Below are 13,821 nucleotides of genomic sequence, written 5' to 3'. Positions count from 1 at the left end.
GACGCATAAAACGGGAGGGCTGCCGATACGGCCAACAGAATTGCTCGAAACACGTCCCGCCCCTTTGTGTGTTCCGGCGATTATTCAGCGCTCCTGAATGGCTGTCAATGGCGACCCAGACCGCACCGGCCCATGCGGGAAACGATCAGACATTGCCGCCGGTCAGGATCAGGCCCAGGCGCTTGCCCTTGAACAGGTCGGGATAGGCCAGCACCGCCGCCAGCACCGTGGCGCTGCTCGGCTCGATGACCATGCCGAGATGCTCGGCCGCCAGTGCCTGCGCCGCCACGCATTGCGCGTCGCTCACGGTCAGCACCTGCAGCACGTGCTCGCGGATGATGGCGAAGTTCGGCACGCCGACCACCGCACGCAGGCCGTCGCACAGCGTGTCCGGCACGATGTGGGTGATGCGCTCCTTGGCCGCCAGCGACGCCACGGTGTCGGCCGCGCCGTCGGGTTCGACGCCGTACAGCGGCACATCGACCGGATCGAGCGCGATGGCGGTGCCGGAAATCAGGCCGCCGCCGCCGACCGGCGCCAGCACCGCATCGAGCGCCGGTGCCTGCGCCAGCAATTCCAGCGCGGCCGTGCCTTGGCCGGCCATCACCAGCGGATCTTCATACGGATGCACCAAGGTGGCGCCCAGCTTTTCCACCAGCTCGCGGGCGGTCTGTTCGCGCGCGGCTTGCGTCGGCGCGCAGCGGTGCACGATGGCGCCGGCGTCGCGGATGGCATCGAGCTTGGACTGCACCGCGCCTTCGGGCACCACCACATGCGCGGCGATGCCGCGCAGCTTGGCGGCGCGCGCCAATGCCGCACCGTGATTGCCGGAGGAATGGGTGACCACGCCGCGCGCGGCCTGGGCGTCGCTCAGCGCGAACACCGCGTTGCAGGCACCGCGGAACTTGAACGCGCCGCCGACCTGCAGGTTCTCGCATTTGAACAGCAACGTGGCGCCGGCCAGGGCGTCGAGCGCTGCCGAGGATTTCACCGGCGTGTTGACGGCATAGGGCGCGATGCGCGCGGCGGCGGCAAGGATGTCGTCGTAATGGATCATGTCAGGACTCCGGTTTGCTCTGGCCCAACAGGCTGCTCAAGGCCGAACCGACCACCACCAAGGCCGCGCCGGCGAAACCGACGGCGCTGACGTGTTCCGGCGCGATGACCGACGGCCACAGTGCATGCACCGCCGCCACCGCCAACAGGCAGAGCAGGGGCGTGGTGGCCAGTACCGCCGACACGCGCGAGGCCTGCCAGTGTTCCAACGCTTCGGCGAACGCGCCGTAGGCCACCAGCGTGTTCAACGCGCAGAACAACAGCAGTCCCCAGTGCAGGGCATCCAAGCCGGCCAAGGCCGAGGGATGCGCCAGCGGCCACAACATCAATGCGGAAACCACATAGATCGCGGTCAGCACCTGCTGCGAACTCAGACGCATCAACAGCTGCTTCTGGATCAGCGCGTACGCGGCCCAGGACAACGCCGCCAGCGCCACGATGGCCGAGCCGAGCAGATAGGCGTCGCCGGACACGAAGCCGCCGATCAATTGATCGCGGAAGAACAGCCCCAGGCCGAGCACGATGATCGCCAAGCCCAGCCACTGGCCCGGCAGGAAATGCTCTTTGAAGATAAGCACGCCGCCGACCGCCATCAGCAGCGGCGCCAGCTGGATCAGCAGTTGCGCGTTGCCGGGCGAGGTGTACTGCACGCCGAGGATGTAGCCGACGTAGTTGCCGACCAGCAGCACGGTGGCGGCCACCAGCAGGATGCGGTGCCGGCCGCCCAAGGCCGCGATCGGCGCCAGCTGCCGCTTGCGCCCCAGCCAGAGCAGCATGAACACGGCGGCGAACGCGAAGCGGAACCAGGTCAGGGTCAGCGGGTCGATGACCTGCAGGCTGAGTTTGAGCGCCACCGGCAGGGTGGCCCAGCACGCGGCGGTGACCAAGGCCAGCATCAGGCCGAGTTTCCATTGCCCTGAGGCCTGGTGCAGCATGCGGTTCTCCACGGAATCGGCGTCGGTGCCGGAACGCTATTGTCGGTGAATTCAGGCCGGATTCACAACTTCCGCCTACACTGGCTGCATGGGGTCAATTCCGGAGCCGTCCGAATGAAATTGCGACTGTTGCTGTGCGCCATCGGCCTGAGCGCCTTGGGCGGATGCGTCACCACCTCGTATTACGCCGACGACGGCCATTACGGCGAACCGGGCGACGGCTACACCGGCTACGACGACGGCTATTACAGCGACGGTTATTACGACGATGACGACCGTTATGACGACGGTTATTACGGCTCACTCTACGGCGGCGGCCCGCATTTCAGCTTCAACCTGCAGTTCGGCGGCTACGGCGGCTTCATCCCGTACGGCAACTGCTGGTACGGCGATGCCTATTGTTACGGACGGCATCCGCGGTACGGCTGGGGTTATTGGCCGAATCCCTACTACTCGTATTACGGTCCGAGCTACGGCTGGCCCAGTTACGGCGCCTGGCCCGGCTTCGGTTGGCCCTACTACGGCGGCTACCATCCACCGCGCCCGCCGAAACCGAAGCCGCCCAAACCGCCGAAACCGGTGCCGGTTCCGCCGGTGGTCGAGCCGGGCGATTCCGATGCACCGGTCATTGTGCGCCCGGTCACCCGTCCGCCGCGGCCCGGTTTCCCGGAAGCCGAACGCCCGGGCCGACCGCGCCCACCGAAACCGACGCCACCGATTCCCACCGGCGAATCGAATGACGGACCGACGGACGACACTCCGCTGCCATCGCGACGGCCCGAGCGCCCGGAGCGGCCACGGGTGCGCGAGGATCGCCCAGAACAGCCGGTTTGGAATGTACCGCCGCGTAGCGAACGTCCGAAGGCCGATACGACAGCGCCGCAAATCCGTTTGCCGCGCATCGAACGTCCCACGCGGGTCGAATCGCCGCGTGCCGACGATGACGCCCGCGGCCGCGCCGGCCTGATCGAACGCCAACAAGCGCCGCGTCCGCAGGCGATGCCGATGCCGCAACCGGTCGTCCGGCAACCGATGCCGGCCCGCGAAGCCCGGCAAACGGCGCAGCAGGTGCGGCCGGCTGCCGCGCCGAGAGCGGAACGGCCGACCAAGACGCAACGCACGACGCCGACCGTCGACGACGAACCCTGAGCCGCGCCGGGTGCTGAACGGGGGCGCCGCGGCGTTTGGTGTTTGGCCGGAAATCGGCGAAAATGGCGCGCTATGCACTCCCACCATTCCTTCGATGTGATCGTGATCGGCGGCGGCCACGCCGGCACCGAGGCCGCCATGGCTTCGGCGCGCGCCGGCGCGCGCACATTGCTGCTGACCCACAACATCGAAACCGTGGGCGCGATGAGCTGCAACCCGGCCATCGGCGGCATCGGCAAAGGCCATCTGGTCAAGGAAATCGACGCCCTCGGCGGCGTCATGGCGCGCGCCGCCGACCGTGCCGGCATCCAATGGCGCACGCTCAACGCCTCCAAGGGCCCGGCCGTGCGCGCCACCCGCGCCCAGGCCGACCGCGCCCTGTACAAAGCCGCCGTACGCGCCATGGTCGAATCGCAGCCGAACCTCAGCCTGTTCCAACAGGCGGTCGATGACCTGGTCATCGAGAACGGCCGCGCCGTGGCCGCCATCACCCAGACCGGCCTGCGCTTCGAGGCGCGTGCCATCGTGCTGACCGCCGGCACCTTCCTGGCCGGCAAGATCCACGTCGGGCTCACGAATTACGCCGGCGGCCGCGCCGGCGATCCGCCGTCCAGCCGCCTGGCCGAACGCCTGCGCGACGGCCCGTTCCGGGTCGACCGGCTGAAGACCGGCACGCCGCCGCGCATCGACGGCCGCACCTTGGATTATTCGGTGTTCGAGGAACAGCCCGGCGACGATCCGATTCCCGGCTTCAGCTATATGGCCACCGGCCGCGAGCACCCACGCCAGATCAGCTGCTGGATCAGCCACACCAACGAGCGCACGCACGACATCATCCGCGGCGGCCTGGACCGTTCGCCGATGTACTCGGGCGTGATCGAAGGCATCGGGCCGCGCTATTGCCCGTCGATCGAGGACAAGATCGTGCGCTTCGCCGACCGCACCTCGCACCAGGTGTTCATCGAGCCCGAGGGCCTGGACACCTACGAGATCTACCCGAACGGCATCTCCACCTCCCTGCCGTACGACGTGCAGTTGGCGCTGGTGCGTTCGATCCGCGGCTTCGAGAACGCGCACATCACGCGCCCCGGCTACGCCATCGAATACGATTACTTCGATCCGCGCGGACTGAAGGCCAGCCTGGAGACCAAGACCGTGGCCGGCCTGTTCTTCGCCGGCCAGATCAACGGCACCACCGGTTACGAGGAAGCCGGCGCGCAGGGCCTGATCGCCGGCCTGAACGCCGCCCGCCACGCGCGCGAGCTGCCAGCCTGGTCGCCGGGCCGCGACGAGGCCTACATCGGCGTGCTGATCGACGACCTGATCACGCACGGCACCACCGAGCCCTACCGCATGTTCACCAGCCGCGCCGAATACCGGCTGCAGCTGCGCGAGGACAACGCCGATGCGCGGCTGACGCCGGCCGGCATCGAGCTCGGGCTGGTGGACGACGCGCGCCGCGAGGCGTTCGAACGCAAGATGGCGGCGGTGGCGGCCGAAAGCGAACGCCTGCGCGCGCTGTGGGTGGCGCCTGGCGGCGTGCTGGCCAAGGCGCTGGAGCGCGATACCGGCATCGCGCCCAGCCGTGAAGGCAACGCCCTCGATCTGCTGAAACGGCCGGAACTGGGCTACGCGGCGCTGACCGCCGTGCCCGAATTCGGCCCGCCGGCCGAATCGGCCAAGGTTGCCGAACAGGTGGAAATCGCCGCCAAATACGCCGGCTACCTGAGCCGCCAGCACGACGACATCGCCAAGCAGAAGAAACACGAAAACACCGCGATTCCGGCCGACTTCGACTTCAGCGGCATTCCGGGCCTGTCCAACGAACTGCAGGGCAAACTCAAAGCGGCGCGCCCGGAAACCCTGGGCCAGGCCCAGCGCATTCCCGGCATGACCCCGGCCGCCCTGTCGCTGCTGCTGATCCAGCTCACCAAACGCCGCCGCGCCGCCGCCTGATGCGCGCGCGCTGGCTCCGCCGCCGGAAGCGGGTGCGCGCCCTGCTCAAGCCCTTGCCGCGGCGCGCCAACATCCACCGCTATCCGGTGCTGAAGCGCTTCGCGGCCTACGCCCGCCGCTATCCGTTCCTGTGGTCGTTCCGCGATGCGCCGGTGCTGCGTGCGATCTATCTGGGCAGCCTGCTGACCTTCATGCCCAGCTACGGGTTGCAGATTCCGATCGCCTTCGCCGCCGCCTGCCTGGGCCGGGCCAACCTGACCGTGACCGTGGCGATCCAGATGATCAACAACCCGCTGACGCTCGGACCGATCTACATCGCCACCTATGCCATCGGGCAGGCGTTGATGACGCTACTGCGGCTGCCGGCCGGAAACGCGGCCGTGGACGGCGCCCTGGCCTTGATTCTGGGCGGCGCGGCCGCGGGCTTGGCCACCGCCGTGCTGCTGCACGGGCTATGGGCAGCGGGCCGTTTCGAGGCCCGCCGCTTCCGGCAACGGCACCGGCCGAACGGCGCCGGCCGGCCATAGCCGAATTAGGGCTTTTACACTAGTCAGCCTGTAAATATTGGGTTAATGTAGCCGTGTCCGCGCCGTGCGCGTGGGTATGGGCGTGTGCGCCATACCCCGCGGGCGGTGGTCATCCGGAATACCACACACCCAGAAGAGAGAGAACCCCATGCGTCTGTCCCATCTTTCCGCCGCTCTGGCCCTGGCCATCGTCGCCAGCCCCGCCGCCCACGCGCAAGTGTTCAGCAAGGTCGTCAGCTTCGGCGACAGCCTGACCGATGCCGGCAACGTCGGCACCCTGCAAGGCCTGCCGGCCGGCAGCAGCTTCACCACCAACCCGGATCCGGTGTACGCGCAGCTGGTGGCCTCCTATTTCGGCCTGACCCAGACCAACAACTCGCCGCTGATTCCCGGCACCTCGACCGGCAGCAACTATGCCTACGGCGGCGCCTGCGCCATTTCCAACGGCGCGACCATCAGCCCGGTGGTGCCCAACCTGCCGACCTTCACCTGCAGCAACTCGCCGGGCAGCTTCTCGATCATGAACCAGTTCACCACGCATCTGGCCGCCAACGGCGGCGTGGCCGATCCGAACGCGCTGTACACCTACTGGGCCGGCGCCAACGACATCCTGTCGGCGACCTCGGTCATTGCCCCGAACCCCTCGTTGCCGTCGGGTTCGTTCCTGTATCAATACATCTACGTCAACGGCGGCAACCCGGCCAATGCCTCGGCCATCGCCCAGACCATCGCCGGCCAGGCCGGCGCCACCGCCATCGGCGAAATCCGCGCCCTGCAGAACGCCGGCGCCAAGACCATCGTGGTGTTCAATCTGCCGGACCTGGGCAAGACCCCGCTGAACGTCGGCACTGCCAACCAGGCCGGTGCCTCCGCCCTGGCCACCATCTACAACCTGCAGTTCAACGGCGGCTTGGCGACCCTGAACGACGGCATCGTCGCCATCGACACCTATGGTCTGTTCAATGAACTGACCGCCAACCCGGCGGCGTTCGGCTTCACCAACGTCACCGGCACCGCCTGCGCCGGCACCTCGCTGGCCTGCGGCCCGGCTTCGTCCGGCTATCCGTACGCGCCGACCAGCAGCACCTACGCCTTCGCCGACTCGATCCATCCCTCCGGCCGCACGCACGCCATCCTCGCCAACATCGTGACCTCGACCATCAGCGCCCCGGGCCTGGTGTCGATGGCGCCGGAAGTGGCCCTGCAATCGGCCTTCGCGCATAACACCGCAGTCAGCGAAGCGCTGGATTCGGAATGGGCGGCCGGCAGCGAAGTCGGCAAACTGCGCGGCTTCGCCAGCGTGCAGTTCGGCCAACAGAACGCCGATGCCAGCGATTACACCGCGGCGCTGGACGCCGACCACACCGGCCTGAACGTGGGCGCCACCTATCGCATGAGCGAAGCCGCCACCTTCGGCGTGGTCGCCAGCCTCGGCACCGTGGAAGGCAAGGCCGGCGGCCAAGGCGCCTTCGACGGCAATTCGGTCCTGTTCGGCGTGTTCGGCCAGTACGAAGTGAACGGCCTGTACGGCCGCGTCGCGCTGAGCGGCGGCAGCACCGACATGGACATCAGCCGCAACATCGACCTGCTGGCCAGCACCCGCGTCGAAACCGGCAGCACCGGCATCAGCCACCAGAGCGGCCGCGCCGAAATCGGCTACGTGTTCAAGGACGAGAACGTCAAGCACGGTCCGTTCGCGGCCGTGGAAGTGAACAAGGCCGAGGTCGAAGCCTACGTCGAAGACGGCGCCAACAGCACCGCGATGCGCTTCGACGCCTTCACCCGCGACAGCAACATGACCCACGTCGGTTACCAGTTCTCGGGCGTGTTCGGCAACTTCAAGCCGTTCGTGCGCGTGGCCTGGGCCAACGAGACCAACGCCGACCAGACCGTCGTGCGCGGCGGCACCGCCTCGCTGCCGGCCAACTTCAGCATGCCGGGCTTCACCCCGAGCGACGAAAGCTACATCGACTGGAACGTCGGCGGCAGCCTGCAGTTCTCGGAAGGCTTCGACGGCTTCATCAGCTACCGCGCCCGCACCGGCAACGACACCCAGGACAACGACAGCATCAACGTCGGTATCCGCAAGTCGTTCTGATCGGATCGCAACGAAAAGAAAAACCCCGCCTTGGCGGGGTTTTTCTTTTGGACTAAGAACGCGTGACGGCCAACCGCCGAAACGGGGAAAGCCGGTCAGCCGGCCAACACCGAGATATCGCCGACCGCGTTGAACTGCGCGGCGAGTTCGCGCAACAGCGCGAGGCGGTTGCCGCGCACGGCCAAATCGTCTGCGTTCACCATCACGCCCTCGAAGAAAGCGTCGACCGGCGCGCGCAGGGCGGCCAGACCGGTGAGCACCGCCACGTAATCGCGCGCGGCGCGCTTCGGCGCCAGCGCCGCGTCGGCCTGCTGCAGCGCCTGCCACAGCGTGCGTTCGGCGTCTTCGGCGAACAACGCGGCATCCACGCCGGCGGCGGCTTCATGGCCGGATTTCTTCAGGATATTGCCGGCGCGTTTGTTGGCGGCGGCCAAGGCGGCGGCCTCCGGTAGCTTGGCGAATTCGGCGATGGCGGCCAGACGCTTGGCGAAATCCGGGAGCGAGTGGTGAGCGATTTTCTCTACCGCATTGAACTGCTGCTCGTTGAAGCCCTTGTCGCTGAAATATGCGCGCAGGCGATCGTATACGAAATCTGTGGCGGAACCAGTCAAATCACCGCCCTCTGACATATCGGCACCCGGTTGCAAGCTCATTGCGTGGTGAATCAGTGAGCTCAACGACAGCTCATATCCGCCTTCCAACAATGTTCTCGCCAAACCCAAGCCATTTCGGCGCAGCGCGAACGGATCCTTGTTGCCTGTGGGTTGCAATTTGGCGACGAAACCGCCGGCCAGCGTGTCCAAGCGTTCGGCGATGGCCAGCACCTGGCCGAGTTTGGAGGCGGCGATGGCGTCGCCGGCGAAGCGCGGCTGGTAGGCTTCGTCGATGGCGACGGCGACTGCATCGGATTCGCCGGCGGCCTTGGCGTAATAACGCCCGGCGATGCCCTGCAGTTCCGGGAACTCGCCGACCATGCGCGACTGCAGGTCGGCCTTCGACAGCTCGGCGGCGCGTTTGGCCTGCGCGGCGTCGAGTCCGGCGTCGCGGGCGACGGCTTCGGCCAGCGCGGCGATGCGCGCGGTCTTGTCGGCGTAGGAGCCGAGCTTCTGCTGATAGGTGACCGACGTCAGGCCGTCGGCCATCGAGGCGATGCCCTGCTTCAGGTCTTCGTCGAAGAAGAACGCGGCGTCGGCGAAGCGCGGGCGGATCACGCGCTCGTAACCCTGCTTGATCTGCGCCGGGTCCTTGGAATCGATATTGGCGATGCCGACGAAGTATTCCGACAGCGAGCCGTCGGCTTCGCGCAGCGGGAAGAACTTCTGGTTGGCCTGCATGGTCGACACCAGCGCTTCGTGCGGCACGCGCAGGAAGGCGGATTCGAAGCGGCACAGCACGGCCGCCGGCCATTCGACCAGGCAATTCACTTCGTCCAGCAGCTCGGCCGGCACGTCGGCGCGCTTGCCCACCGAGGCCGCGGCGGATTCGATCTGCGCGGCGATGCGGGCGCGGCGCTCGGCCGGATCGGCCAGCACGTGGCGGCTGCGCAGGGTGTCGAGGTAGCTACCCGGATCGGCGATGTCGACCGCCTCCGGCGCATGGAAGCGGTGGCCGCGGCTGGCGCGGCCGGCCTTCAGGCCAAGCACCGACATCGGCACCACGGCGCTGCCGAAAAGCGCCACCAGCCAATGCACCGGGCGCACGAACTGCTCGCTGCGGTCGCCCCAGCGCATCGGCTTGGGAACCGGCATGGCCTTGATCGATTCGGCCACGATGTCCGGCAGCAGCTCCAGCGTCAGGCTGCCGGCGCGTTCGCTGCGGGCCACGAAGCGCTCGCCTTTGGCGTCGCTGATGCGGTCCAGGTGTTCGATGGCCAAGCCGTTCTTCTGCGCGAACGCGCGCAGCGCCGGGGTCGGCTGGCCGTCGGCGTCGAGCGCGATGTTGACGTACGGCCCGAACACTTCCGATTTCTGCGCCGGTTGTTCGGCGGCCACCGCCTCGACGCGCACCGCCAAGCGGCGCGGCGCGTACAGCACGTGCGCGGCGCCGGCGCTCACGCCGCGTTTGGCCAGGCCGTCGGCGATGCCGCGGGCGAAGGCCTCGGCCAGGGCCGGCAGCGCTTTCGGCGGCAGCTCTTCGGTGCCGAGTTCGATCAACAGGGATTGCGTGTTCATGCGGACACCGCTTTCAGGTTCGGGAAGCCCAGCTTCTCGCGCTGGGCGTAGTAGGCTTCGGCCACCGCGCGTGACAGCGTACGCACGCGCAGGATGTAGCGCTGGCGTTCGGTCACCGAGATGGCGCGGCGGGCGTCGAGCAGGTTGAAGCTGTGCGAGGCCTTGCAGACCTGCTCATAGGCCGGCAGCGGCAGGCCGAGTTCGACCAGCTTCAGCGCCTCTTTCTCGCAGGCGTCGAAGCGGTGGAACAGTTCGGCCACATCGGCGTGCTCGAAGTTGTAGGTGCTCTGCTCGACTTCGTTCTGGTGGTAGACGTCGCCGTAGGTGACCGTGCCCTGCGGGCCGGTGGTCCAGACCAGGTCGTACACGTTGTCGACGTTCTGCAGGTACATGGCCAGGCGTTCCAGGCCGTAGGTGATCTCGCCGGTGACCGGCTTGCACTCCAGGCCGCCGGCCTGCTGGAAATAGGTGAACTGGGTGACTTCCATGCCGTTCAGCCAGACTTCCCAGCCCAGACCCCAGGCGCCGAGCGTCGGCGATTCCCAGTTGTCCTCGACGAAGCGCAGGTCGTGCACCAACGGATCGATGCCGAGCGCCTTCAGCGAATCCAGATACAGCTCCAGGATGTTGTCCGGATTGGGCTTGAGCACCACTTGGTACTGGTAATAGCGCTGCAGGCGGTTCGGGTTGTCGCCGTAGCGGCCATCGGTCGGGCGGCGGCTGGGCTGCACATAGGCCGCATTCCATGGCTCCGGGCCAAGCGCGCGCAGGAAAGTGGCCGGATGGAAGGTGCCGGCGCCGACTTCGGTGTCGAGCGGCTGGATCAGCACGCAGCCTTGGGCGGCCCAATAGTGGTTCAGGCGCAGGATGATGTCTTGGAAACTGGGTGCCGACATGGCGGATTCGCTCGGTTTAGGCGTGAATGCCGCTATTATAAAGGCTGTTTCCCGCTTTCAAGGATTTTTCCATGGATATTCAACGGGTTTCCGCCGGCCGCGGCGCGGCGTGGATCAACCAGAGCATCGGCTTGCTGAAAAGCGGCGGCAAAGCCATCTGGCTGCCGGCGCTGGTGGTCGGCGTACTGGCGTCGATGCCGTTGCTCGGCGCCGCGTTCGGCATCCTCATCGTGTTCTTCTATGGCGGCCTGGTGCTCTGTTTCGACCGGCCGAGCGGCGGCTTCGACGCCTTCTCCGGTTTCCGCAACGGCGGCTTCGGCCGGCTGCTGCCGGTGATGCTGCTGAATCTGGCCCTGGGCATCGTCGCCATCGTGGCGATATGGCCGATCGTGCAACCCATCCTGCAGGCAGCCAGCGAAGGCCGCGAAGCGACGCCGGAAGAAGCCCTCCAATTCCTGAGCGGCCTGGCCGGACCGCTGCTGTGGCTGATTCCGCTCAGCATCCTGGTGCATTGGATCAGCCAGTTCGCGGTGCCCCTGGCCACGCTCAAGCGTCTGCCCGGCGGCGAAGCGCTGTCGCAGGCGCTGAAAGCGGTGTTCGCCAACCTGCCGGCCCTGCTGGTGAATCTGCTGTGCCTTGCCATCGCGGCGGCGGTGATTTCGGTGATTGCCTTCATTCCGATGGCGGTGCTCGGCGTGCTGTTCGCCGGCAATCAAGTGCTGGCCAATCTGGTCGTATTGCCGGTGGCGGCGTTGCTGACCACCGTGCTGATGGTGCTGATGGGCGGCAACATGCTGTTCGCCTACCGCGACGTGTTCGGCGCGGACGCGCCGGCCGGCGATGCGCCGGTCTCGGAATTGATGCTTTAAGCCGGGCCGCCCGCTTCGGCCTTGGCGCGGCCGGCGGCGATGGCGCGCGCGACCAGGATGCCGGCCTCGTACAGCAGCCACATCGGCACCGCCAGCATCACCTGCGAGAGTCCGTCCGGCGGCGTGATGATCGCCGCCAGGATGAAGATGGCGACCACCACATAGCCGCGCCATTCGGCCAACTGCTCGACCTTGACCCAATCCAGCAGCACGGCGATCAGCACCGCGATCGGCACCTCGAAACTGGCGCCGCCGGCCAGCAGGAGCACCAGCACGAAATCCAGGTACTTGCCGATGTCGGTCATCATCGCCACGCCTTCGGGCGCGGTCGAATTCAGGTAGGCGAACATCACCGGCAGCAGCAGGAAATAAGTGAACGCGCAGCCGGCGTAGAACAGCACGGTGGCCGCCAGCAGCAGCGGCTTGGCCAGGCGCTTTTCCTTCTCGTACAACGCCGGCGCCACGAACGCCCAGATCTGGTACAGCATGAACGGCGCGGCCAGGAACAGGGCGGCGAAGAACGCCAGCTTCATCGGCACGAAGAAGGTCGAGGCGACTTCGATCGCGACCAGCTGGCTGCCGGGCGGCAAGGTCGCCTTCAGCGGTTCGGCCAACCAGGCGTACAGCGGATTGGCGAACGGCAGCAGCGCCACGAACACCGCCAGCACCGCCACCACCGCGTACAGCAGGCGCTGCCGCAGTTCCAGCAGATGCGAAATCAGGCTCTGGCCGTCGCCGCTCACCAGAGCGCGCCTTGCTTGGGATGCGTGCCGTCCGGGCCGTCCGGATCGGCCCCGCCATCGATAGGACCGTCCGGCATCGGCTGTGCGGGCGGCGGCGGCGGTTCATCGGTTTCGAACGCGGCCGGATCGGGCGTGGTGTCGATGCCGTTGCCGGCGGCGTTGTCGGCCTCGGCGCTGCGCGCCAGGTCGGTCAGCGCGGCGTTCAGGCCGTCTTCGGCATCGCGCAGGTCCTGTTGCAGTTCCTGCATCGGCGCGCGGATGCTGTTCTCGGCATCCTGCAGGTGCTTCTTCATCTCTTCCTGCGCCAGCTCCAGCTCCAGTTCCGACTTCACCGAATACCACTGCGCGCGCGCCTTGCGCACCCACAGCCCGGCGAACCGCGCGGCCTTGGGCAGGCGCTCGGGGCCCAATACCAGCAGGGCCACCACCGCGATGATCAGCAGCTCGCTGAAACCGACGTCGAACATGGCTTAGGCTTGGCCGTCGCCGTCCGTTTTTTTCTGGTCCAGGCTTTCCGGTTTGCCGGCGGCGTCGCCGTCCTCGCCTTTCATGCCTTTCTTGAAGCCGGACACGGCTTTGCCCAGGTCGGCGCCGATGTTTCCGAGCTTCTTGGTGCCGAACACCAGAAGCACGATCACCAGCACAACTATCAATTCTCTCCAGCCGATCATGTCGTTCTCCCGAATATGGCGGATGTTTATTTGGTGGCCGCTTCGCGGCTGCTGGCTTCTTCCAGCTGGTTGCGGAAATCGATCACCGCGGCGTTGTCGCTGGCGGTGCGGCCGTCGAAGATCGACGCCGGCGAGGCCATGTCGCCGTACACGGTCTCGTTGGCCTTCTTGTCGATGCGGATCACGGTGCCGTCCAGCGCCACGCCGGCGAACAGGCCCTTGGCGCGCGAGTAGCTGTAAATCTCGGCCTTCAGCTTCTCGTCGGTGCTGGCCTGCAGGTTGCGGCCGACCGGGCCGGCGGTGACCGCGGCGTCGGCGCCGAGGGTGAATTTGCCCTTGATGATGTTGTCCACGCCGCGCGGGCTGGTGAACACCAGGATCAGGTCGGTCTTCTGCACGCCGGCCTGGAAGCCCCAGCTGCCGCCGCCGACGTTGATGTAGTTCGGGTTGGACCAGGCGCCGTCCTTGCCGCGCACCGAAATCAGGCCCTTGCCGCCGCGGCCGCCGAACACCAGCGCGGCCTTGGTCATGTCCGGCACCACGGCGATGGCGTAGGCTTCGGCCAGCAGGCGCTCGGGAATCGAGTTCTCGGGAATCGCCGACATCTCCTTCAGCACGCGGGTGGCCGAACGGGTGCGTTGCTCCGGCGTGGTGTTGGCGGCGGCGGCGGTGGCGAAAAGGATGGACAAAGCGACAAGCAGAGCGCGCATAATGGATTCCTCGGTTCGGGGGAGCCAGGCTCACGGTCCA

The 13,821-nt window shown here is 67.1% G+C and carries 13 protein-coding genes; 5 read left to right on the top strand and 8 right to left on the bottom strand.

What is annotated here, in order from left to right:
• Window positions 1–145: 145 nt before the first annotated feature.
• Together IEV56_RS08150 and IEV56_RS08145 are read right to left on the bottom strand one after the other, a co-directional pair.
• Window positions 146–1,057, bottom strand: coding sequence for a threonine ammonia-lyase (locus IEV56_RS08150; RefSeq protein WP_188449711.1), 912 nt, complete (start codon window positions 1,055–1,057; stop codon window positions 146–148).
• 1 nt (window position 1,058) lies between these two features.
• The gene (locus tag IEV56_RS08145) at window positions 1,059–1,991 is read right to left on the bottom strand and encodes a DMT family transporter (RefSeq protein ID WP_188449709.1); all 933 of its coding nucleotides are present in this window, start codon (window positions 1,989–1,991) and stop codon (window positions 1,059–1,061) included.
• A 114-nt stretch (window positions 1,992–2,105) separates the two neighbouring features.
• On the opposite strand from IEV56_RS08145, the gene IEV56_RS08140 reads away from it, so the two are divergent.
• The 4 genes from IEV56_RS08140 (at window position 2,106) to IEV56_RS08125 (ending at window position 7,721) form a co-directional block, all read left to right on the top strand.
• Window positions 2,106–3,140, top strand: a complete 1,035-nt coding sequence (locus IEV56_RS08140; protein WP_188449707.1) for a flagellar biosynthesis protein FlhF — start codon at window positions 2,106–2,108, stop codon at window positions 3,138–3,140.
• A gap of 72 nt (window positions 3,141–3,212) precedes the next feature.
• Complete coding sequence (gene mnmG, locus IEV56_RS08135; RefSeq protein ID WP_188449705.1) at window positions 3,213–5,096, top strand: tRNA uridine-5-carboxymethylaminomethyl(34) synthesis enzyme MnmG; 1,884 nt, start codon at window positions 3,213–3,215, stop codon at window positions 5,094–5,096.
• 32 nt (window positions 5,097–5,128) lie between these two features.
• Window positions 5,129–5,623: a DUF2062 domain-containing protein gene (locus tag IEV56_RS08130; RefSeq protein WP_188449703.1), complete on the top strand. Its 495-nt coding sequence runs from the start codon at window positions 5,129–5,131 to the stop codon at window positions 5,621–5,623.
• A 148-nt stretch (window positions 5,624–5,771) separates the two neighbouring features.
• Window positions 5,772–7,721: an autotransporter domain-containing protein gene (locus IEV56_RS08125; RefSeq protein ID WP_188449701.1), complete on the top strand. Its 1,950-nt coding sequence runs from the start codon at window positions 5,772–5,774 to the stop codon at window positions 7,719–7,721.
• A 95-nt stretch (window positions 7,722–7,816) separates the two neighbouring features.
• Here the strand turns inward: IEV56_RS08125 and glyS are convergent, their stop codons facing one another.
• Both glyS and glyQ read right to left on the bottom strand, forming a co-directional pair.
• Window positions 7,817–9,892, bottom strand: a complete 2,076-nt coding sequence (gene glyS / locus IEV56_RS08120) for a glycine--tRNA ligase subunit beta (protein ID WP_188449699.1) — start codon at window positions 9,890–9,892, stop codon at window positions 7,817–7,819.
• The gene (gene glyQ / locus IEV56_RS08115; RefSeq protein WP_188449697.1) at window positions 9,889–10,788 is read right to left on the bottom strand and encodes a glycine--tRNA ligase subunit alpha; all 900 of its coding nucleotides are present in this window, start codon (window positions 10,786–10,788) and stop codon (window positions 9,889–9,891) included. The genes glyS and glyQ overlap by 4 nt, the downstream gene beginning before the upstream one ends.
• A gap of 71 nt (window positions 10,789–10,859) precedes the next feature.
• Here glyQ and IEV56_RS08110 point away from each other — a divergent pair, with 71 nt between their 5' ends.
• The gene (locus tag IEV56_RS08110; RefSeq protein WP_188449695.1) at window positions 10,860–11,657 is read left to right on the top strand and encodes a hypothetical protein; all 798 of its coding nucleotides are present in this window, start codon (window positions 10,860–10,862) and stop codon (window positions 11,655–11,657) included.
• Here the strand turns inward: IEV56_RS08110 and tatC are convergent.
• The 4 genes from tatC to IEV56_RS08090 are packed head-to-tail and all read right to left on the bottom strand — an operon-like array spanning window position 11,654 to window position 13,781.
• Window positions 11,654–12,400 (bottom strand): twin-arginine translocase subunit TatC, encoded by a 747-nt coding sequence (gene tatC / locus IEV56_RS08105; RefSeq protein WP_188449692.1) that lies wholly within the window; start codon window positions 12,398–12,400, stop codon window positions 11,654–11,656. The genes IEV56_RS08110 and tatC overlap by 4 nt on opposite strands.
• On the bottom strand, window positions 12,397–12,867 hold the full coding sequence (tatB, locus tag IEV56_RS08100; protein ID WP_188449690.1) for a Sec-independent protein translocase protein TatB: 471 nt from the start codon (window positions 12,865–12,867) through the stop codon (window positions 12,397–12,399). Before tatB ends, tatC begins: the two co-directional genes overlap by 4 nt.
• A 3-nt stretch (window positions 12,868–12,870) precedes the next feature.
• Window positions 12,871–13,071, bottom strand: coding sequence for a twin-arginine translocase TatA/TatE family subunit (tatA, locus tag IEV56_RS08095; protein ID WP_188449688.1), 201 nt, complete (start codon window positions 13,069–13,071; stop codon window positions 12,871–12,873).
• Between the two features lie 26 nt (window positions 13,072–13,097).
• Window positions 13,098–13,781, bottom strand: a complete 684-nt coding sequence (locus tag IEV56_RS08090; RefSeq protein ID WP_188449685.1) for a lipid-binding SYLF domain-containing protein — start codon at window positions 13,779–13,781, stop codon at window positions 13,098–13,100.
• Window positions 13,782–13,821 lie beyond the last annotated feature (40 nt).

It is taken from the genome of Arenimonas maotaiensis (assembly GCF_014638745.1).
Taxonomy (GTDB): Bacteria; Pseudomonadota; Gammaproteobacteria; order Xanthomonadales; family Xanthomonadaceae; genus Arenimonas; species Arenimonas maotaiensis.
Note: the sequence above shows the minus strand (reverse complement) of the source record. Positions and strands in the feature narration are given on the sequence as shown.